Here is an 18,513-nt window from a genome sequence, read left to right on the forward strand (position 1 = left end):
GCCGCTGTCCTGGGCGATGCTGTCGCGGGCGCTGTCCGTGCCGATCGTCCTCGGCCTGGTGTGCTTCCTGCCGGCGCTGATCGCCGCCCAGCCCGGCACCGGCGACCGGGACACCGCGTACTGGTTGCAGCTCGTGCTCACCTGTTACTCGGGGGCCCGGCTGGCCACGATGATCCTTTCCACGCGCCGGCGGCTGCTCCAGGGCGTGTTCTGGATGTTCGTGTACATCGCGATGGGGGTGGCGGCGTTCGCCCAGGCGGTCATCGGCCAGACGCCGACGCCGATGGTGGGCCCGCGCGGTGATCTGGTGACGGCGGTGGCGCTGGTGCTGGTGGGGTGTGCCGCCTTCGACCTGGGGGCGCTGCTGGCGTCGCGGCGCCCGCTGCGCCGGCGCCGCTGGGCGCGCGGCGACGGCCGGGGGGCGACGGCGCATCCGGTGCGGCTGCGGCTGCTGGTGCTGCTGGCGTTCGCGGCGAGCGGGTACTACGTGCTGAAGGTGGGCGGGCCCGCGGTGTTCTTCTCCAGCCGGCAGGAGATCAGCGCCTCGGTGGCGGCGAGCGGCGTTGCGTCGGGCGAGTCCAATGTGGGCTCGGCGTTCCTGAAGGGTTTCGGCACGGTGCCCGCGCTGCTGGCGCTGCTGTTCCACACGCGCAAGCTGGTGACCTCGCGCCGGGCCCGCCGCTCGCCGTCCACGGTGCTGGTCTGGTGTGCGCTGGCGGTGGTCAACATCATCGTCAACAACCCGATCTCGAATGCGCGTTACTGGTTCCTGACGGTGCTGGTCTCGCTGCTGTTCACGGCGTTCCCGCGCAGTGCCGCGATGTATCGCTCGGTGCTGGCGCTGGGGGTGATCGGGGCGCTGGTGCTGTTCCCGTACGCGGACCGGTTCCGCTACGACGACGACGGGTACCGGCCGGTGGAGTCGTCGTCGGTGTTCGAGCCGCTGGCCACCAAGGACTACGACCAGACGGTGATGTTCGCCAATACCGTGACCTGGGTGGATGCCCGCGGCGGGCACACCTACGGGCGGCAGCTGGCGGGGTCCGCCTTCTTCTTCGTGCCCCGCGCGGTGTGGAGCGGGAAGCCGGAGGACACCGGGGTGCGGGTCGGGCAGTGGATGGGGATGAACATGACCAACCTCTCCGCGCCGCTCTGGACGGAGCTGTGGGTCGACTTCGGCGCGGTGGGCGTGCTCGGGGGCCTGGCGCTGACCGGGTACGGGGCGGCGCGCACCGACCGGCGTTACGCGCGGGCGGTCTCGCGGGACGGACCGGGGCCGGGCAGTGTGCTGGCGATCGCGGCGCCGCTGATCGCCGGCTACACCTTCATCCTGCTGCGCGGCCCGTTGCTCCAGGCGGCCGGGAAGCTGGCGATCGCGGCCCTGTGCCTGGCGATGGTGACCAGTTTCAGGTCCGGGCGGCGTCCGCACTGACCCGTACCGGGCTCCGGGTGCCGGCGCGGCGCAGCCGGGCCACCCGGACCCAGGTGGCGATCGCCTTGCAGACGGAGCCCAGGCACAGGCCCCAGGCCGCGCCCGGCACGCCGCCGATGACATAGCCGCCGGTGAGGAAGGCGACGGCGGCGAGCGAGAAGACCACCTGGATGGCGAGCGTGGTGCGCGGGTCCAGGAGGCGCAGGGCCAGCAGTCCGCAGGTGCCGGCGGCCATCGCCGCGTACTGGCTGCCGGTGGCGGGGAGCAGCGAGGCCGCCGTGGGCCAGGTGGCGCCGAGGAGGTGGCGGCCCGCGGAGTCGGGGAGCAGGGCGAGGACGGTGGTCCAGGAGGCGGCGGTCAGGGCCAGGACGGCGGCGAGCGCGGCGGTGGCGCGCACCCGGAGCCGGTCGGTGGCGAGGCGGCCCAGGAGCGGGGGGCCGAAGCCGGTGGCGGAGGTGAACAGCACGTTGAGGGGGCCGAAGAGGGTGGTGGCGCCGCGCAGGGCGCCGACGACGAGCGGGTTGCCGACGGCGCCGAGGCCGAGCACGGAGAGCTGCGAGGTGGCGTTGCCGACGCCGAACTCGACGACGAACCGCCGGCCGAGGTGCCCCTTGGCGAGGAACGGCCGCAGGGCGAGCGGGGCGCCGGCCGTTCTGCGGTGCACGGCGGCGGCGGACAGCAGCAGCGCGGGCAGCGCGGAGAGCCCCCAGACGGCGATCAGCCGGGCGGCCGGTGCCCCGTGGGGCTGCAGGGCGAGGGCGCCGATGACGCAGACCAGCCGCAGCGCGTCGGAGGTCAGGGCCAGGTGCTGGGCGTGCAGGGTGGCGAAGGCGTAGCGGGCGATGTCCTGGCCGAGCACGACGGGCAGCACCAGCCCCAGCGTCATCAGGGCGTCCGCCGTGGAGCCCGGCAGCAGCGCGCAGACGGCGGCGAGGGGTGCGCCGGCGGCGGTGGCGGCGAGCAGGGTGAAGCAGCAGGCGGACCGGCAGGCGCCGCGGGTGTCCTCGCCGCCGCCCCGGCGCAGGACGAGCGGCTGGCCGGTGTAGGCGCCGCAGACGCCGAGCAGCACGGTGAAGACGAGGTAGACGGCGGAGAAGCGGGCGAAGTCCTCGACGGTGGAGAGCCGGGCGGCGGCCACCAGCACCAGGATGTTGGTGAGGGCCGCCACGCCCTGGTCCGCGATCGCGCAGACGATCGCGGTGCGCGCCCTCATCTGTGTCCGGCTGCGCTGTTGCGGCCACCGTGTCCGGGGCCGCCGTCCACGGTGCGCAGTCCGAGGGTCTCGGCCGGGTCGCCGGTGCGCCCCGCCACGTCGGGGTCGCCGTACCGGCCGCGTGCGGCGGGGTTCTGGGCGGCGGGCCGGCCGCGCCGTTCGCCGGTCTCCGGGGTCTTGGCGCGGGTCCGCCGCTCCAGTCTGCCGTGTCCGGGGTGGAGGACCGCGCCGAGGACGGAGCCGCCGGCCGCGCCGATGATCTCGCGGATGCGTTCCAGGTCGCTGCGGTGCACCTCGCGGGGGCGGCAGACGATGACGACGCCCTCGACGCGGTCCACGAGGGCGACGGCGTCGGCGTAGGAGAGGACCGGCGGGGCGAGCACGATGACGACGGCGCCGGGCCGGCCGCCCTCGGCGAGCAGCCTGCTGACGGGGGCGGAGGTCAGGGCGCGCGGCACGTTGTCGGTGGGGCGGCCGGCGACCAGGGTGAAGGCGCCCGATCCGGGGACGTCCACGTTGGCGCGGCTGTCGGAGGGCCAGGTGCGGTCCTCGTTGCCGGTGGCCCAGCGGGGGCCCCGGCCGGGGTGGACCGCGCCGAGGTCCTCGGCCAGGGACGGGGTGCGCAGGTCGGCCTCGACCAGCAGCACGTCCCGGCCCATCTCGGCGAAGGCGGCGGCGAGGTTGGCGGCGGCGGCGCGGGCCATGTCGTTGTCGCCGCGTGGCGCGGTGACCAGGAGGCGGCGGCGTTCGGCGAAGGAGGGGTCGTAGGCGAGCCGGAAGGCGATCGCCCGGTACTCCTCGGCGAGCCGGCTGCCGAGGTGGCCGATCGCGAGCAGGGCGCGGGCGGCGCCGCGTTCCCTGGGCAGGCTGCCGAGCAGCGGGGCGCCGAGGGAGCGGACGAGTTCCCTGGTGGAGCGGACGGCCGGGTCGAAGACGAGGCGCACCCACGACATGAGCAGGCCGAGGGCGAGTCCGACGACGCCGCCGAGCCCGAGGAGCAGCGGCAGCCCGGCCCCGGCGGGTTGTGTGGGTGCGACGGGCTTCTTGTTGAGGTAGCCGGGTGTGGTGTCGAGGGCGCGCAGTTCGGAGATCTTCTGGTTGAGTCCGGAGATGGCGACGATGAGGTTGGCGCGTGCGCTGGTGACGTCGCCGCCGCCGGTGGCGGTCTCCTGCTCGGCGAGCCGGTCGCGCTGTTCGGTGAGCGGCTTCAGCTGGGTGCGGTAGCCGTCGATCATGTTGTCGATGCTGTCCTCGGTGCGCTCGCGGCGTACTTCGAGGTAGGCCTCGGCGAGGGCCTGGGCCCGGGTCCTGGCCAGCTCGGGGGTGCGGCCGGTGTAGGCGAACTTGAGGACGAGGGTGTTGGGCGGGTTGGTGACCTGGAGGCCGGAGAGCAGGGCGCCGACCTCGACGGTGTCGCCGTGCTTGGCGAGGCTGCCGGCCGCGATGGTGCCGACGACGTCGCTGACGGCGGTCTGGCGTTCGGAGCCGATGTTGATGCCCTTGTCGGCGGAGGCGCCGGCGGCGAAGGGGTCGGAGGTGGCGGAGCGTACGGAGACCTCGCCGGTCGCGGCGTAGGTGTCCTCGCCGCTCAGGGCGAGCCAGCCGCTGCCGACGAGGCCGAGGACCACTCCGGTGACGAGGATGGCCCGGTAGCGCAGGAGCTGGCGGAACTGGTCCCGCAGCAGGGCGGGCTCGTCGTGCTCGTCCAGCGCGCGGATCGGTTCGGTCATCGCTGCGGTCCCTCCCGGTCTTCCTGCAGGGCCTCGGTGAGCAGGGCGTCGAAGCGGGCGAGTGCGGCGTCCCGCCCCAGATGGCGTGCCACGTAGCGCGGTCCGCCGGCGCCGAGCGCGTCGGCCTCGGCGGGTGACTCGACGAGTTTGCGGACGGCGCCGAGCACGGCGGCCGGGTCCTCGGGCGCGACGAGGAGTCCGGCTCCGGAGCGCCGTACCTCCTGGGCGGTGCCGCCCTCGTCGGCGACCGAGGCGACGACGGGGCGGCCGGAGACGAAGTAGGAGGTGAGTTTGGAGGGGACGCTCATGTCGAGCACCGAGGCGCGCTGGGTGACGGCGAGGACGTCGGCGGCGGCCAGGATGTCGGTGAACTCCTCGGCGTCGGCGGGGGGCAGGAACTCCAGGTTGGGCAGTCCGGCGGCGCGGGCGCGCAGGGCGTCGCGCCGGCTGCCGTCGCCCATCAGGACGATGCGGATCTCGGGGGCGAGGCGGGCGGCGTCCACCAGGACCTCCAGGCCCTGTTTGAGCCCCATGTTCCCGGAGTGCAGGACGACGGGGGTGCCCTCGCGCCAGCCGAGCCTGGCCCGGGTCGCGGCCCGGTCGGCCGAAGGGGTGCGCACATGGCTCCAGTTGGGAACGGTGCGGATGCGGCCGGGGTCCACGCCGTAGGCGGCGACGCGGGCGACGAAGCTCTCGTGGATGACACCGACGAGGGTGGCGGCGCGCAGGGCGAACCGTTCGGCGCGGGCGGCGAGGGCGGCCGCCCGGTCGCCGCCCCGGATGCCGCTCTGCGTGGCGGCGGCGCCCATCAGGTCCTGGACGACGGGTATGTACGGCACCCGGTGGCGGCGGGCGATGCGGGCGCCGACGATTCCGCCGGCGAGGCTGGGCATCTGGGAGACCACCGCGTCGGGCCGTACGGCGGGGGGTGCGAGCAGGCCGTGCGCCAGGATGCTCGCCTCGAAGGCGGCTCTGCGTAACGCGCTCTGCCGGGGCGGTACGTAGTGCCGCCTGCGGTGGACGGTGACGCCCGCGCGGTGCTCCTCGGCGCGCCACATGCCCCGGTAGGCGGGGTCGGTCCGCCAGGCCGGGTAGTGCGGCATGCCGGCCAGTACATGGGTGTCGGCGCCGGACGCGGCCCAGTGCTCGGCGAGCTGGGCGGCGTACGGGCCGATGCCGGTCAGTTCCGGCGCGTAGTTCGTGGAGACCACCAGCAGGCTGCGGTGCTCGAACGGTCTGTGGTGCTCTTCGTCCGCCATCGGGCGCTCGATTCCTTCCCCCGGAGCCACCGGTGTTCCCGTCGGGGAACGACCCCAAAAGCGAGCTTATCCGTTCATGAGATGAGCAAGTGGTCTTCACAGTAAGGTCGTTGGACTATCGGACATCACGTTCACCGTGGGGGGAGAGAACGGATGGTGCACAGGGTCGGCTACGCGCCGGGGGTCTACGACCTGTTCCATGTGGGGCACCTCAACATTCTTCGGCATGCGCGCAGCCAGTGCGACTACCTGGTGGCGGGGGTCGTCTCCGACGAGATGGCCACCCTCGCCAAGGGGCACCGGCCGGTGATCCCGTTGCCGGAACGGCTGGAGATCGTGCGGAGCGTGCGGTACGTGGACGCCGCGTTCGTCGAGACCGTCCCGGAGAAGGTGGAGACCTGGCAGCAGGTCAGGTTCGACGTCATCTTCAAGGGGGACGACTGGCGGGACACGGACAGGGGCAGAAAGCTCGAACGCGACTTCGCCGAGGTGGGTGTGGAGGTGGTGTACTTCCCGTACACCGTGCACACCTCCAGCACCCAGTTGCGCCGCGCGCTGGACACCCTGGTCAGTGCGCCCGGAGCGCTTTCAGCTCCCTGAACCACTTGCCCAGGAACGCGACGAGGAACAGCGCGTGCACGGCGGCGAGTACGGCGTAACCCGTCCGGAACACCGTCTCGTCGCCCAGCAGCAGGAAGACCAGGCAGAACACCCCGTAGTCGGCGGGCAGCAGGGCCACGGCCCGCAGCCGGGACGGCGGCCCGGCGGGCTCGGGCGGCGGCGCCGTTTCGCGGGCCGCCGCCTTGCCGAGCTGCTCGCGCAGCAGCCCCGCGCAGAACGTCAGCACGGCGACGAACAGGAAGCCGAGCGGCAGCAGCAGCCAGCCGTCGCCGGGCAGCGCGAAGAAGCGGTGGAAGGCGATGAGCACGGCGGTGTGGACGAGGATCATCTTGGCGCAGTCCACGACATGGTCCAGCCACTCCCCGTCGGGCCCGCCCCGCCCGGTCAGCCGGGCGAGCTGCCCGTCGGCCGAGTCGAGCGCGAAGCCCGCGGCGAGCCCGAGGTAGACGAGCACCGCCGTCCAGGGGCCGGGGCGTGCCAGGGCCACGCCCGCGACGGCGGAGAAGGTGAACGCCGCGCTGACCAGCGTGACCTGATTGGGCGTCATGCCCAGCCGGAAGGCTGCGGCCGCGAAGAGCCGGCCGGCCGGGCGGTTCACGTACCGCGAGTAGAGCGACACCCCCTTGGCCGTCTTCTGCGCCCCGCGCAGCCGGCCCAGCACCGTCGTCGTGCCTTCCATACGCCCCCCAGCGTGTCGCGGCGGGCTCCCCCACCGCATTCCGGCGGCGCACCGCGCGCCGCCGGAGCCGCATCATGGCACGGGGCGGCGCCCCGCGCGGGTGGATCACCCCACCCGGTGTGCGGACGGGGCCGGTTGACCGGAATCCGGTGCCCACAGGCCGCCGCGCGGCCGTCCGGGAGGGCGGTCAGACGGCGGCGGTGCGGCACTCCGGGTGGCCCCAGCCGTGGTCGTTCTTGGCGATCATCTCCTGGGCCGCGTACGGCTTGCCGCAGTGGCAGCGGCCCGCGAACCTGGCCCGGATGGTGGCGCCGCCCGCCTTGCGGGCCGTGCCGCCGGTCTTCTTCGCCGCCGTGCCGGTCCGCCGTCCCTCGGTGGCGCGGGAGGGCGCGGGGACGGGGGTGGGCGAGCCCTGCGAGGTGCCGGCGGCGCTCTGGCTGACGGCCACCTCGCTGGCGGCCTGGTCGGCGAGCGCGTTGAGCGGGTCGCCGTCCACCTGATGGGCCGGTACGTAGACGAAGGTGACGGCCCGGCCGCCGAGGAGTGCGTCGATGCGGGTCACCAGGTCGCGGTTGGCGACGGGTTTGCCGGCGGAGGTCTTCCAGCCGTTGCGCTTCCAGCCGGGCAGCCATTTGGTGACCGCGTTCATCGCGTACTGCGAGTCCATCCGGACTTCGAGCACCACCTCGGGGCCGACCGATTCCAGCAGCTCGCGCAGGGCGGTCAGCTCGGCGACGTTGTTGGTGGCGGTGCCCAGCGGGCCCGCCTCCCACCGCCGGGGCCGGCCCTCGGCGTCGGCCACCACATAGGCCCAGGCCGCGGGTCCGGGATTGCCCTTGGACGCCCCGTCACACGCGGCGATCATGCGCTCGTTCATACCCTCGATCATGCCAGCGCGCCGGCCCGGTCCCGGCCACCCGGCCCCCACCTGCACACCTCACACAGGGTGATGGTTCGTGGTGCGTGGGTGACGGCGCGCTGCTTCCCTGGAGTGACCCGCTCTCCCCCACCGTCCCCGAGGAGTGACGATGAGCGTTGTACGCGAGGTGTACGGGGCCGACCAGTTGCGCGAGACGGCCCGGCACCTGGCCGAGGCCGCCGAACGCACCCGTGACCCGGAGCAGCGCGTCCGCCTGCGGGAGAAGGCCCGCAGGCTGCGCGAGCGCAGCGAGCGGCCGGAGCTCCCGGGGAGCGGCGGCCTCCCCGTGTGACGACGGGGCGCGCAGACCGGTGGACCGTCGCTCTTCCATGAGTGGGTGGCGGTCCACCGACGTGTGCGCGGGCACCCGGCCGCCGCTGCCTACGATGGGCGCGCAAGCGGGTACGACGAGAGACGAGGGGCCCGTCATGAACGGTCGGCCGGTCACGGTGGTCACTGGAGGCAGCCGGGGTATCGGTGCGGCGGTCTGCGTACGGCTGGCCGCCGAGGGGCACGACATCGCCCTGGCCTACCACTCGGACGAGGCGGCGGCGCGGGCTGTGGCCGACGCGGTGCGCACGACGGGCCGGCGCTGTGCGGTGGTACGGGCGGACACGGCCGACGAGAAGGACGTGGACCGCCTCTTCGACACGGCGGCGGCCGAGCTGGGCCCGGTCACCGGCCTGGTCAACAACGCCGGCACCAGCGGCCCGGTCGGCCCGCTGGCCGACGCCGACGCGGCGGGGATGCGGCGCGCCCTGGAGGTCAACGTCCTGGGCTATCTGCTCTGTGCCCGGCGGGCGGTGCGCGACATGACGCGGACCGGCGGCGGGGCGATCGTCAACGTGTCCTCGGCCGCCGCCACCCTGGGCAGCCCCGGTGAGTACGTGCACTACGCCGCCGCGAAGGGGGCCGTGGACACGATGACCGTGGGCCTGTCCAAGGAGGTCGGTCCGGCCGGTATCCGCGTCAACGCGGTGGCGCCCGGCGTCATCCGCACGGACTTCCACGCGGACCCCGGCCGTCCGGACCGGCTGGGCCCCGGCACCCCGCTGGGCCGCCCCGGCGAACCGGAGGAGATCGCGGGCGCCGTGGCCTGGCTGCTCTCGCCGGACGCCTCGTACGCGACGGGCACGGTGCTGCGGGTGTCCGGGGGCCGCTGACGGGCGGTACGGGCGTCTTCCCACCGGCGGTGTGCCCGTTGCAGTAGAAGTGGGGGGTGCACCGGAACAGGACCGGAGCAGGAAGGGGTCTGCCATGGCAGCGGGACAGCCTCGCAACGCGGCGGCGGTGTTCGACGCGCTGGGTACCGAGTACGAGGAGGCGTTCGCCGGTTCGGCCGCGCACCGCGCCTCGCTGGAACAACTCCTGGAGGTCATGCCCCCGCACGGCCGGGTGCTGGACGTGGGCAGCGGCACCGGCCGGCCGACGGCCCAGACCCTGGTGGACGCGGGGCACGAGGTGCTGGGGGTGGACGTCTCGCAGGTGATGGTGGACATCGCCTCGCGCCAGGTCCCGGCGGCCGAGTTCCGCTGCGCGGACATCCGCCGGATGGATCTGGAGGACGCCGGCTTCGACGCGGTGTGCATGTACTTCGCGCTGCTCCAGATGTCGCGCCCGGATCAGGCGGAGGTGCTGCGCCTGGCCGGGCGGGTGCTGCGGCCGGGCGGTCATCTGGCCGTGGCGACGGTGCCGCTGGACGTGGAGGGCGTGAGCGGTACGTTCATGGGCCAGCCGGTCGAGGTGACCAGCTTCGGCGAGAACGCGTTCACGGCGCTGGTGGAGGAGGCCGGGTTCACCGTGCTCTCGCGGCAGAGCACCATGTTCGTGCCCGCCGTCCCGGCCGCCGTCCCCGAGCCGCAGATGTTCCTGCTCGCCCGCCGCGACTGAGCCCGACCGGCGCGTGGGGGGCGGCGTCGCGGGCCGGCCCGGAGCCGCCGGTTCGGCGTCCCCGCGGACATGCCGTGCGGTGCCGACCGGCCCACAATGGGTTGGCCGACGCACCGCGGGTACCCGGCCGGGTGAGGCGAGCGGTGCCCTGCCGCCCGCCCGCGGGGACGACGACGGAGGAACCCATGACCGACCGCAGACCGGAAGGCCCCGTCCACAAGGGCGCGGCCCCGAGTCCCCCGCCGATTCCGGCGGACCTGCCCGACCAGCAGGTCCAGGAGGGCGAGGACCCGATGGACGTGCCGACGCCGTCGCACACCGGGCGCGAGGGGGACGACTCCGCCGCCGATCCCGACCACCCGGTGCCGGACGAGCCGACGGGCTGAGCGGCCCGCTCCCGGACTGCGGGCACCGGCCCGCCGCTCGATCATGGGGCCATGGCCCTCATCCCCGCGGACGCCTCCGGGGCGCTTCCGTCGATCGCACCGATGCTGGCCGTGCCGGGCCCCCTGCCCGTGCCGGACACCGGGTGGGCCTTCGAGGCCAAGTGGGACGGCGCCCGCTGCGTCGTCTCGACGCCGGGCGACGGCACGCTGCGGCTGACCTCGCGGGCCCGCAACGACGTCACGCCGACCTATCCCGAGCTGCACGCCCTGGGCGAGGTGCTGCGGGGCCGCAGCGTGGTCCTGGACGGCGAGATCGTGGCCCTGGACACGGCGGGGCGGTCGGACTTCGGGCTGCTCCAGCGCCGGATGGGCGTGATGAACGCCCGCCGCGCGGCCCGGCTCGCGCTGGACCTGCCCGCCCATCTGGTGGTCTTCGACGTGCTGTTCCTGGACGGCCGGACGCTGACCACCCTGGGCTACGAGGAGCGCCGCGCGGTCCTGGCGGCGCTCCTCCCTGCCGGGCCGCACTGGTCGGTGCCGTCGTATGTGCGCGGGAGCGGCGCGAAGGCGTGGGAGACCGTGGTGCGCGGCGGGCTGGAGGGGGTGGTCGCCAAGCGGCTCACCTCGCCGTACCTGCCGGGCGTCCGGTCACCCGACTGGCGCAAGACGAAGCGGGTCGAGACCCTGGACGTGGTCATCGGCGGCTGGACCCAGCGCAACGGGGCGCCCGAAGGGGTGCCGGGGGCGGTGCTGGTCGGCGTGGACGACCCGGCGGGGCTGCGGTACGCGGGCTCGGTGGGGTCGGGGATGTCCGACCGGGAGCTGGGCGAGCTGAGGGAGTACCTGCGGGTGATCGCCCGCCCCTCGTCGCCGTTCACCGGGCCGGTCGATGTGGCCGGGGCGCACTGGGTGGAGCCGCGCCTGGTCGCGGAGGTCGCCGCCTCGCAGTGGACGGCGGCCGGACGGCTGCGGCATCCGGTGTGGCAGCGGCTGCGCCCGGACCTGACCCGGCTGGACTGACCGGTGGCCGTACGGTTCGCGGCCCCGCCCCCGTCAGCCGGGCAGGGTGAGTCCGCGGGAGACGCGTACGGCGGCCGAGAGGAGGCCGGCCCGGACCTGCGAGCTGCGGTACATCCGGTCGGAGCGGAAGGAGATGCCGAGGGAGCCGATCTGCTCGCCCCGGTAGACCGGCACCGCCACACAGGTGGTGCCGCGCACATACTCCTCGCGGTCCATGACGACCGGCGCGGGCGCCCCGTCGAGCTGCCGGACGAGTTCTTCCTCGTGGGTGATGGTGCGCGGGGTGAGCCCGGTCAGCTCGTGCCGGGAGAGGTAGTCGGCGCGCGCCTCCTCGTCCAGTTCACGCAGGACGCTCTTGCCGAGGGCGGTGGCGTGCCCGGCCTCGTCGAGGCCGACCCACAGGTCGACGCGCGGGGCGCTCACGCTGTCGACGATCTCCATGACCCGGATCTCGCCGTCCACGTAGAGGGTCAGATAGGCGGCGGCGTCCAGCTGGTCGCGCAGGGCCGCGAGGGCGGGCCGGACGCGCGCGATCCCCTGCCGTGCGCCGGTTCCGGCGGCCGGATCGGTGCCGGCGCACGTCTCCGTGTCCGCGCCGGGGACCGGGTCCGCGACCGTGTCCGTCTCGGCGAGGACGAAGGTGTGGTCGTCCCGTTCCGCCAGGAATCCGTCGCCGACCAGCAGGGACAGCAGCTCGCGCGCCGCGTCCGGGGGGAGCCCCGCCTCGCGGGCCAGCTGCTGCGCGGTCGCCCCGTTCCCGTGCTGCCCGGCGGCCTCCAGCAGGCGGAGGGAGCACCGGACGGCGGCGACGGGTTCGGGGCCGGCGTGGTCGGCCATGCCCACCAGCATGGCCCGGCTGCCGGGGAGCGGCAAAACGTCCTGGGGAAGGGGTGCGGTGGAGGGAGGTTTCCGGGACGTGACGCAAGCCATCTTTTGTGCTCGCGATCTCCGGGGAAGTCTCCGGTACGGTGTCGAACACTCCGGACCCGGAGGGTCACGGAGCGCATCGCCACCGCCGTACGGTTTCCGAGGACACGTGTGCCCGTCGCCGTGCGGCCGTCCCTGACGCCCTCGTGACACGACTGGGGAGTTTGATGTTCGACAAGGTATTGGTCGCCAACCGCGGGGAGATCGCCATCCGCGCGTTCCGCGCGGCGTTCGAGCTCGGCATCTCCACGGTGGCCGTGTATCCGCACGAGGACCGCAACTCCCTGCACCGGGCGAAGGCGGACGAGGCGTACCGGATCGGTGAGCCGGGCCATCCGGTGCGGGCGTATCTGTCGGTGGACGAGGTGGTGAAGGCGGCCCGCAGGGCCGGGGCGGACGCGATCTATCCCGGTTACGGGTTCCTGTCGGAGAATCCGGACCTGGCGGCGGCGTGCGCGGCGGCGGGCATCACGTTCGTGGGGCCGCCGGCGTCGGTGCTGAACCTGACGGGCAACAAGTCGCGTGCGGTGGCGGCGGCCCGCGAGGCCGGTGTGCCGGTGCTGAAGTCGTCGGAGCCGTCCGAGGACGTGGACGCCCTGGTCGCGGCCTCGGAGGAGATCGGTTTCCCGGTCTTCGTGAAGGCGGTGGCCGGTGGCGGCGGGCGCGGGATGCGCCGGGTCGCCGAGCCCGCGGAGCTGCGGGACGCGATCGACGCGGCGATGCGCGAGGCGCGCTCCGCGTTCGGGGACGCGACGGTGTTCCTGGAGCAGGCGGTGATCAACCCCCGCCACATCGAGGTGCAGATCCTGGCCGACGCCGAGGGCAACGTGGTGCACCTCTACGAGCGGGACTGCTCGCTCCAGCGCCGCCACCAGAAGGTCGTGGAGATCGCCCCGGCCCCGAATCTGGACCCGGCGCTGCGGGACCGGATCTGTGCCGACGCGGTCTCCTTCGCGCGGCACATCGGCTACGTGAACGCGGGCACCGTCGAGTTCCTGGTGGACGAGCGCGGCAACCATGTCTTCATCGAGATGAACCCGCGCATCCAGGTCGAGCACACGGTGACGGAGCAGGTCACCGGGCGCGACCTGGTGATCGCCCAGCTGCGCATCGCGGCGGGTATGACGCTGCCCGAACTGCACCTGTCCCAGGAGGACATCACTCTCACCGGGACCGCGATGCAGTGCCGCATCACGACGGAGGACCCGGTCAACGGCTTCCGTCCGGACACCGGCACCATCTCCGCGTACCGCTCCCCCGGCGGTCCGGGTGTCCGGCTGGACGGCGGGACCGTCCACACGGGCGCGGAGGTGTCGGCGCACTTCGACTCGATGCTGGTCAAGCTCACCTGTCACGGGCACGACTTCGCCAACGCGGCCCGCCGGGCGCGCCGGGCGATCGCCGAGTTCCGCATCCGCGGGGTGGCGACCAACCTGCCGTTCCTGGGCGCGGTGCTGGACCATCCGGAGTTCCGGGCGGGGCGGGTCACGACCGGTTTCATCGACGCCCATCCGGAGCTGATCCGGACCCGTCCGTCGGCGGACCGGGGCAGCCGGATGCTCAGCTATCTGGCGGAGACCACGGTCAACCGCCCGTACGGGCCGCGTCCCCGGGTCATCGATCCGGCGGACAAGCTGCCCGCGCTGCCGCCGGGGACGCCGCCGCCCGGTTCCCGGCAGCGGCTGGCCGAGCTGGGTCCGGAGGCGTTCGCCGCCGAGCTGCGGGCGCGGCCGGCGGTGGCCGTCACCGACACCACGTTCCGCGACGCGCACCAGTCGCTGCTGGCCACCCGGGTCCGCACCCGTGATCTGCTGGCGGTCGCCCCGCATGTCGCGCACACCGTGCCGCAGTTGCTGAGCCTGGAGTGCTGGGGCGGCGCGACCTACGACGTGGCGCTGCGCTTCCTCGCGGAGGACCCGTGGGAGCGGCTGGTCAAGATCCGTGAGGCGGTGCCCAACATCTGTACGCAGATGCTGCTGCGCGGCCGCAACACGGTCGGTTACACGCCCTACCCGGCCGAGGTGACCGAGGCGTTCGTGTCCGAGGCCGCGTCGGCGGGGATGGACATCTTCCGGATCTTCGACGCCCTCAACGACGTGTCGCAGATGCGTCCGGCGATCGACGCGGTGCGTGCCACCGGCACCTCGCTGGCGGAGGTGGCGCTGTGCTACACCGCCGACCTGTCCGATCCGGGCGAGAGCCTGTACACGCTGGACTACTACCTGCGGCTGGCGGAGCAGATCGTCGAGGCGGGCGCGCATGTGCTCGCCATCAAGGACATGGCCGGGCTGCTGCGTCCGCCGGCCGCGCGCACGCTGGTGACGGCGCTGCGGGAGCGGTTCGACCTGCCGGTGCATCTGCACACCCATGACACGGCGGGCGGGCAGCTGGCCACGCTGATGGCGGCGATCGACGCCGGGGTGGACGCGGTGGACGCGGCCGTCGCCTCGATGGCCGGTACCACCAGCCAGCCGCCGCTGTCCGCGCTGGTGGCGGCGACCGACCACACCGAGCGGGCGACGGGCCTGTCCCTCCAGGCGGTCGGCGACCTGGAGCCGTACTGGGAGGCGACCCGCAAGGTGTACGCCCCCTTCGAGTCGGGGCTCGCCTCGCCGACCGGCCGGATCTACCACCACGAGATTCCGGGCGGGCAGCTGTCCAACCTGCGGCAGCAGGCCATCGCGCTGGGGCTCGGGGACCGCTTCGAGCTGATCGAGGACTGCTACGCGGCGGCCGACCGCATGCTGGGCCGGCTGGTGAAGGTGACCCCGTCGTCGAAGGTGGTCGGGGACCTGGCGCTGCATCTGGTGGGTGCCGGTGTGGAGGCGGCGGACTTCGAGTCGGACCCCGGCAAGTTCGACGTGCCGGACTCGGTGATCGGGTTCCTGCGCGGTGAGCTGGGCGACCCGCCCGGCGGCTGGCCGGAGCCGTTCCGCACCCGCGCGCTCCAGGGCCGTCCGGAGAAGGCGCAGACGCCCCGGTTGTCGCCGGAGGACCGCGAGGCGCTGCGCGAGTCGCCGCGCGCGACGCTGAACCGGCTGCTGTTCCCCGGCCCGACCAAGGAGTTCACCGCGCACCGGGAGGCGTACGGCGACACGTCGGTGCTGCCGACCTCGGACTTTCTGTACGGGCTCGAACCGGAGACCGAGCACCCGGTGACGCTGGAGCCGGGGGTGACGCTGCTGATCGAGCTGGAGGCCATCTCCGAGGCGGACGAGCGCGGTTTCCGCAGCGTACTGGCGACGCTCAACGGGCAGTTGCGGCCGGTGTCGGTGCGGGACCGGTCGGTGGCGACCGAGGTGAAGGCGGCGGAGAAGGCGGACCGCTCGAATCCGGGCCATGTCGCGGCGCCGTTCGCCGGGGTGGTGACGCTCCAGGTGGAGGAGGGTGTGTCGGTGTCGGCGGGTCAGACGGTGGCCACCATCGAGGCGATGAAGATGGAGGCGTCGATCACCGCCCAGTCGGCCGGGGTCGTGCGCCGGCTGGCCATCGGCCGGGTGCAGCAGGTCGAGGCGGGCGATCTGCTCATCGAGATCGGCTGATCGCGCGCGGCGGAGCCCGCCCCGGTGGAGGTGCTTCCACCGGGGCGGGCTTCGCCGTCCGGGCGCGCCGGGCGCCGGGTCAGGCGTCCATCGACGCGGCGAGGGACCGGGGGCGCAGGTCGGTCCAGTGGCTCTCCACGTACTCCAGGCACGCCTCGCGGCTGTTCTCGTCGAGGGCGACGCTCCACCCGGCCGGTACGTCGGCGAAGGACGGCCACAGGGAGTGCTGTCCCTCGTCGTTGACCAGGACGAGGAAGCGGCCTTCGGGGTCGTCGAACGGGTTGGTGCTCATACGGGGTGCCTCCGGGGTGAAGGTGGTGGGGAGGGGACGGGCGCGGTCACGGCATTTCGGCGACGGGACGCGGGGCGTCGGCGAGGGTCGCGCCGCCGCGGGCGAGGACGGATTCGAGTATGTCGCCGACCCGGATCGCGGTGTTGGACAGCAGCGACGAGGTGATGCCGTGCGTGTGCTCGGTACCGCCCTGGAGGTAGATGCCGGTGCGCAGGGCGGCGTCCGTGGTGAGGCGGTAGTCGCGTTCGACGCGTACGCGGCCCTCCTCGTCGCGCAGGCAGAGGTCGGCGACCTCGCCGAGCAGGCCGAGCGGGTCGGCCGGGAGGTAGCCGGTGGCGAGGACGACGACGTCGGCGTCCAGGAGGGTCTCCTCGCCGGTGACGAGTGACGTCACGGTGGCGCGGACCTTGTCCGGGGTCTCCTTGACGTCGGTGAGCCGGGACACGTTGAGGAAGCGCAGCCGCTCGGTGCCGAGGACCTTCTCGCGGTACACCTGCCGGTACAGATCGTCGATCAGGTCGATGTCCACCACGGAGTAGTTGGTGTTGCCGTGGTAGTCCATCAGCCGGCGCTTGACGTCGTCGGGGGCGGCGAAGTACTCGTCCACCGCGTCCGGGTCGAAGATCTTGTTGGCGAAGGAGCTGTCGTCGGCCGGGCTGTAGCCGTAGCGCGAGAACACCGCGCAGACCTCGGCGTCCGGGAAGGTGCGGTGCAGATACGCGACGTTCTCGGCGGCGCTCTGGCCGGCGCCCACGACGACGAAGCGGGAGGGCGAGGTGCCTTCCAGTTCACCGGCGCGGTTGAGGAGTTCGGAGGTGTGCCAGACGCGGTTGCCGCGCTCGACGCCTTCGGGCAGCCGGGGGCGCAGTCCGGTGCCGATGACGAGGTTGCGGGTGCGGTGGACGGTGAGGCCCTCTCCCGAACGCACCGTCACGTCCAGGTATTCGACGGCGCCGTCGTGCGGGACGGGGGCGACCCCGACGACCTCGTGGTCGTAGGAGACCAGGTCGGCCACGCGGGAGGCGGCCCACTCGAAGTACTCGTGGAACTCGACCCGGAGCGGGAAGAGGTTCTTGTGGTTGATGAAGTCGATCAGGCGTCCCCTGCTCTGCAGGAAGCAGAGGAAGCTGAACTCGCTGGCGGGATTGCGGAGTGTCACCAGGTCCTTGAGGAAGGAGACCTGCATGGTGGCGTCGTCGATGAGCATGCCGCGGTGCCAGCCGAAGGCCGGTTGCTGCTCGAAGAACTGGGCCGTCACCGCTTCTCGCGTCCCGGAGCGCGCGTTGTGCTCGCTGATCGCGATCGCCATGGCCACATTGGACGGCCCGAAGCCGATTCCAATGAGGTCGTGGACCGGTGCTGCGTCGCCAGGACGAGCCTGTGACATGTCACTCCCATCGTGCGGGGAAGCCGCCAGTCGGATGTGGGGAAACGGGCGAGGAAAGGGCACGCCGAAGCAGCGGCCCCATGAACTTAGGTGAGCCTAAGCTAATCCGTCAACGCTGTCGATAGGCGCTATTCGGACACACTTGCCGCACGGACGGCCTCAACTGGTGCGCTTCGTGCGCCCGTTGCGAGATAAGGTAAGGCTTGCTTTACTTGTCCGGCTCTGTCTCTACGTCGAGGAGGAACCCCATGCGGGTCGTCATGTTCGGTTACCAGACCTGGGGGCATCGCACCCTGCAAGCCCTGCTGGACTCCGAGCACGACGTGGTGCTGGTCGTCACCCACCCCCGGAGCGAGCACGCCTACGAGAAGATCTGGAGCGACTCCGTCGCCGACCTCGCCGAGGAGCACGGCGTCCCGGTCCTCATCCGCAACCGCCCCGACGACGACGAGCTGTTCGAGGCGCTGAAGGCGGCCGACCCGGACGTCATCGTCGCCAACAACTGGCGTACGTGGATTCCGCCGCGCATCTTCGCGCTCCCCCGCCGGGGCACCCTGAACGTCCACGACTCGCTGCTGCCGAAGTACGCGGGCTTCTCGCCGCTGATCTGGGCCCTCATCAACGGTGAGAGCGAAGTCGGCGTCACCGCGCACATGATGAACGACGAGCTCGACGCCGGCGACATCGTCCGCCAGGAGTCCGTCCCGGTCGGCCCGCGGGACACCGCGACGGATCTCTTCCACAAGACCGTCGATCTGATCGCCCCCGTCACCACCAAGGCGCTCGCCCTGATCGCTGACGGGCAGACGGAGTTCACCCCGCAGGACCGCTCGCAGGCCACCTTCTTCCACAAGCGGGCCGAGGAGGACATCCGGATCGACTGGAACTGGCCCGCCGAGGACCTGGAGCGCCTGGTGCGCGCCCAGTCGGCCCCGTACCCGAGCGCCTTCACCTTCCACCGCGGCAAGCGGATCGAGGTGCTGGCGAGCGTGGTCTCCGAGGGCCGCTACGGCGGCACGCCCGGCCGGATCTTCTACCGCGAGGGCGACGGCGTCGTGATCGTCGCGGGCGCGGACGCCCGCACCGGCCGCAACCGGGGGCTGGCCATCACCCGGGTCCGCACCGAGGACGGCCGCGAGCTGCCCGCGACGGAGTACTTCACCTCCATGGGCGGCTATCTGACCAGCCGTCCCTGAATCGGGCGGAGGGGGGCGGG

Annotated in this window: 17 protein-coding genes; 9 read left to right on the forward strand and 8 right to left on the reverse strand. The window is 73.1% G+C overall.

The window, feature by feature from the left end; genetic code table 11:
* Window positions 1-16 precede the first annotated feature (16 nt).
* Window positions 17-1,432 (forward strand): hypothetical protein, encoded by a 1,416-nt coding sequence (locus tag OG710_RS01700; RefSeq protein ID WP_330242129.1) that lies wholly within the window; start codon window positions 17-19, stop codon window positions 1,430-1,432.
* Here OG710_RS01700 and OG710_RS01705 read toward each other — a convergent pair.
* Genes OG710_RS01705 through OG710_RS01715 form a run of 3 tightly spaced genes read right to left on the reverse strand, consistent with a single transcriptional unit; the run spans window position 1,407 to window position 5,634 of the window.
* Window positions 1,407-2,645, reverse strand: coding sequence for a hypothetical protein (locus tag OG710_RS01705; protein ID WP_330237756.1), 1,239 nt, complete (start codon window positions 2,643-2,645; stop codon window positions 1,407-1,409). The genes OG710_RS01700 and OG710_RS01705 overlap by 26 nt on opposite strands.
* Entirely contained in the window at window positions 2,642-4,375 is a 1,734-nt protein-coding gene (locus tag OG710_RS01710) for a lipopolysaccharide biosynthesis protein (protein WP_330237757.1), read from the reverse strand. The genes OG710_RS01705 and OG710_RS01710 overlap by 4 nt, the downstream gene beginning before the upstream one ends.
* Window positions 4,372-5,634: a glycosyltransferase gene (locus OG710_RS01715; RefSeq protein WP_330237758.1), complete on the reverse strand. Its 1,263-nt coding sequence runs from the start codon at window positions 5,632-5,634 to the stop codon at window positions 4,372-4,374. The genes OG710_RS01710 and OG710_RS01715 overlap by 4 nt, the downstream gene beginning before the upstream one ends.
* Before the next feature lie 153 nt (window positions 5,635-5,787).
* Between OG710_RS01715 and OG710_RS01720 the strand changes: the two genes are divergently transcribed.
* Window positions 5,788-6,234 (forward strand): adenylyltransferase/cytidyltransferase family protein, encoded by a 447-nt coding sequence (locus OG710_RS01720; RefSeq protein WP_330237759.1) that lies wholly within the window; start codon window positions 5,788-5,790, stop codon window positions 6,232-6,234.
* On the opposite strand, the gene OG710_RS01725 is transcribed toward OG710_RS01720, so the two are convergent.
* Both OG710_RS01725 and OG710_RS01730 read right to left on the reverse strand, forming a co-directional pair.
* On the reverse strand, window positions 6,203-6,934 hold the full coding sequence (locus tag OG710_RS01725; protein WP_330237760.1) for a CDP-alcohol phosphatidyltransferase family protein: 732 nt from the start codon (window positions 6,932-6,934) through the stop codon (window positions 6,203-6,205). The genes OG710_RS01720 and OG710_RS01725 overlap by 32 nt on opposite strands.
* A gap of 187 nt (window positions 6,935-7,121) precedes the next feature.
* Window positions 7,122-7,811, reverse strand: coding sequence for a ribonuclease H family protein (locus OG710_RS01730; RefSeq protein WP_330237761.1), 690 nt, complete (start codon window positions 7,809-7,811; stop codon window positions 7,122-7,124).
* 151 nt (window positions 7,812-7,962) lie between these two features.
* Here OG710_RS01730 and OG710_RS01735 point away from each other — a divergent pair, with 151 nt between their 5' ends.
* From OG710_RS01735 to ligD, 5 genes are all read left to right on the forward strand, one after another.
* Entirely contained in the window at window positions 7,963-8,145 is a 183-nt protein-coding gene (locus tag OG710_RS01735) for a DUF6381 family protein (RefSeq protein WP_111334794.1), read from the forward strand.
* 136 nt (window positions 8,146-8,281) lie between these two features.
* A complete protein-coding gene (locus OG710_RS01740) occupies window positions 8,282-9,016 on the forward strand; it encodes an SDR family NAD(P)-dependent oxidoreductase (protein WP_330237762.1) in 735 nt (244 codons plus the stop codon).
* A gap of 94 nt (window positions 9,017-9,110) precedes the next feature.
* Complete coding sequence (locus OG710_RS01745) at window positions 9,111-9,743, forward strand: class I SAM-dependent methyltransferase (protein WP_330237763.1); 633 nt, start codon at window positions 9,111-9,113, stop codon at window positions 9,741-9,743.
* 185 nt (window positions 9,744-9,928) lie between these two features.
* Window positions 9,929-10,129 carry a hypothetical protein gene (locus OG710_RS01750; protein ID WP_330237764.1) on the forward strand — a complete coding sequence of 67 codons (201 nt, stop codon included), beginning with the start codon at window positions 9,929-9,931 and terminating at the stop codon, window positions 10,127-10,129.
* 51 nt (window positions 10,130-10,180) lie between these two features.
* A complete protein-coding gene (gene ligD, locus OG710_RS01755; RefSeq protein WP_330237765.1) occupies window positions 10,181-11,149 on the forward strand; it encodes a non-homologous end-joining DNA ligase in 969 nt (322 codons plus the stop codon).
* Window positions 11,150-11,182: 33 nt separating this feature from the next.
* Here ligD and OG710_RS01760 read toward each other — a convergent pair whose 3' ends face one another.
* Entirely contained in the window at window positions 11,183-11,986 is an 804-nt protein-coding gene (locus OG710_RS01760) for an IclR family transcriptional regulator (protein WP_330237766.1), read from the reverse strand.
* Window positions 11,987-12,243: 257 nt separating this feature from the next.
* Between OG710_RS01760 and OG710_RS01765 the strand changes: the two genes are divergently transcribed.
* Entirely contained in the window at window positions 12,244-15,618 is a 3,375-nt protein-coding gene (locus OG710_RS01765) for a pyruvate carboxylase (protein WP_330237767.1), read from the forward strand.
* A 79-nt stretch (window positions 15,619-15,697) separates the two neighbouring features.
* Here the strand turns inward: OG710_RS01765 and OG710_RS01770 are convergent, their stop codons facing one another.
* Both OG710_RS01770 and OG710_RS01775 read right to left on the reverse strand, forming a co-directional pair.
* Window positions 15,698-15,910 carry an MbtH family protein gene (locus OG710_RS01770; protein ID WP_111334784.1) on the reverse strand — a complete coding sequence of 71 codons (213 nt, stop codon included), beginning with the start codon at window positions 15,908-15,910 and terminating at the stop codon, window positions 15,698-15,700.
* Between the two features lie 46 nt (window positions 15,911-15,956).
* Window positions 15,957-17,297, reverse strand: coding sequence for a lysine N(6)-hydroxylase/L-ornithine N(5)-oxygenase family protein (locus tag OG710_RS01775; protein ID WP_330237768.1), 1,341 nt, complete (start codon window positions 17,295-17,297; stop codon window positions 15,957-15,959).
* Between the two features lie 248 nt (window positions 17,298-17,545).
* Here OG710_RS01775 and OG710_RS01780 point away from each other — a divergent pair, with 248 nt between their 5' ends.
* Window positions 17,546-18,493: a methionyl-tRNA formyltransferase gene (locus tag OG710_RS01780; protein ID WP_330237769.1), complete on the forward strand. Its 948-nt coding sequence runs from the start codon at window positions 17,546-17,548 to the stop codon at window positions 18,491-18,493.
* The last annotated feature ends 20 nt before the right edge of the window (window positions 18,494-18,513 follow it).

It is taken from the genome of Streptomyces sp. NBC_00525, assembly GCF_036346595.1.
In the GTDB taxonomy this organism is placed as follows: Bacteria; Actinomycetota; Actinomycetes; order Streptomycetales; family Streptomycetaceae; genus Streptomyces.

Excerpts from the sequence above, each read along its gene's own strand:
- OG710_RS01700 (WP_330242129.1), top strand. The coding sequence starts at position 17 with ATGCTGTCGCGGGCGCTGTCCGTGCCGATCGTCCTCGGCCTGGTGTGC.
- OG710_RS01705 (WP_330237756.1), bottom strand. The coding sequence starts at position 2,645 with ATGAGGGCGCGCACCGCGATCGTCTGCGCGATCGCGGACCAGGGCGTG.
- OG710_RS01710 (WP_330237757.1), bottom strand. The coding sequence starts at position 4,375 with ATGACCGAACCGATCCGCGCGCTGGACGAGCACGACGAGCCCGCCCTG.
- OG710_RS01715 (WP_330237758.1), bottom strand. The coding sequence starts at position 5,634 with ATGGCGGACGAAGAGCACCACAGACCGTTCGAGCACCGCAGCCTGCTG.
- OG710_RS01720 (WP_330237759.1), top strand. The coding sequence starts at position 5,788 with ATGGTGCACAGGGTCGGCTACGCGCCGGGGGTCTACGACCTGTTCCAT.
- OG710_RS01725 (WP_330237760.1), bottom strand. The coding sequence starts at position 6,934 with ATGGAAGGCACGACGACGGTGCTGGGCCGGCTGCGCGGGGCGCAGAAG.
- OG710_RS01730 (WP_330237761.1), bottom strand. The coding sequence starts at position 7,811 with ATGAACGAGCGCATGATCGCCGCGTGTGACGGGGCGTCCAAGGGCAAT.
- OG710_RS01735 (WP_111334794.1), top strand. The coding sequence starts at position 7,963 with ATGAGCGTTGTACGCGAGGTGTACGGGGCCGACCAGTTGCGCGAGACG.
- OG710_RS01740 (WP_330237762.1), top strand. The coding sequence starts at position 8,282 with ATGAACGGTCGGCCGGTCACGGTGGTCACTGGAGGCAGCCGGGGTATC.
- OG710_RS01745 (WP_330237763.1), top strand. The coding sequence starts at position 9,111 with ATGGCAGCGGGACAGCCTCGCAACGCGGCGGCGGTGTTCGACGCGCTG.
- OG710_RS01750 (WP_330237764.1), top strand. The coding sequence starts at position 9,929 with ATGACCGACCGCAGACCGGAAGGCCCCGTCCACAAGGGCGCGGCCCCG.
- ligD (WP_330237765.1), top strand. The coding sequence starts at position 10,181 with ATGGCCCTCATCCCCGCGGACGCCTCCGGGGCGCTTCCGTCGATCGCA.
- OG710_RS01760 (WP_330237766.1), bottom strand. The coding sequence starts at position 11,986 with ATGGCCGACCACGCCGGCCCCGAACCCGTCGCCGCCGTCCGGTGCTCC.
- OG710_RS01765 (WP_330237767.1), top strand. The coding sequence starts at position 12,244 with ATGTTCGACAAGGTATTGGTCGCCAACCGCGGGGAGATCGCCATCCGC.
- OG710_RS01770 (WP_111334784.1), bottom strand. The coding sequence starts at position 15,910 with ATGAGCACCAACCCGTTCGACGACCCCGAAGGCCGCTTCCTCGTCCTG.
- OG710_RS01775 (WP_330237768.1), bottom strand. The coding sequence starts at position 17,297 with ATGTCACAGGCTCGTCCTGGCGACGCAGCACCGGTCCACGACCTCATT.
- OG710_RS01780 (WP_330237769.1), top strand. The coding sequence starts at position 17,546 with ATGCGGGTCGTCATGTTCGGTTACCAGACCTGGGGGCATCGCACCCTG.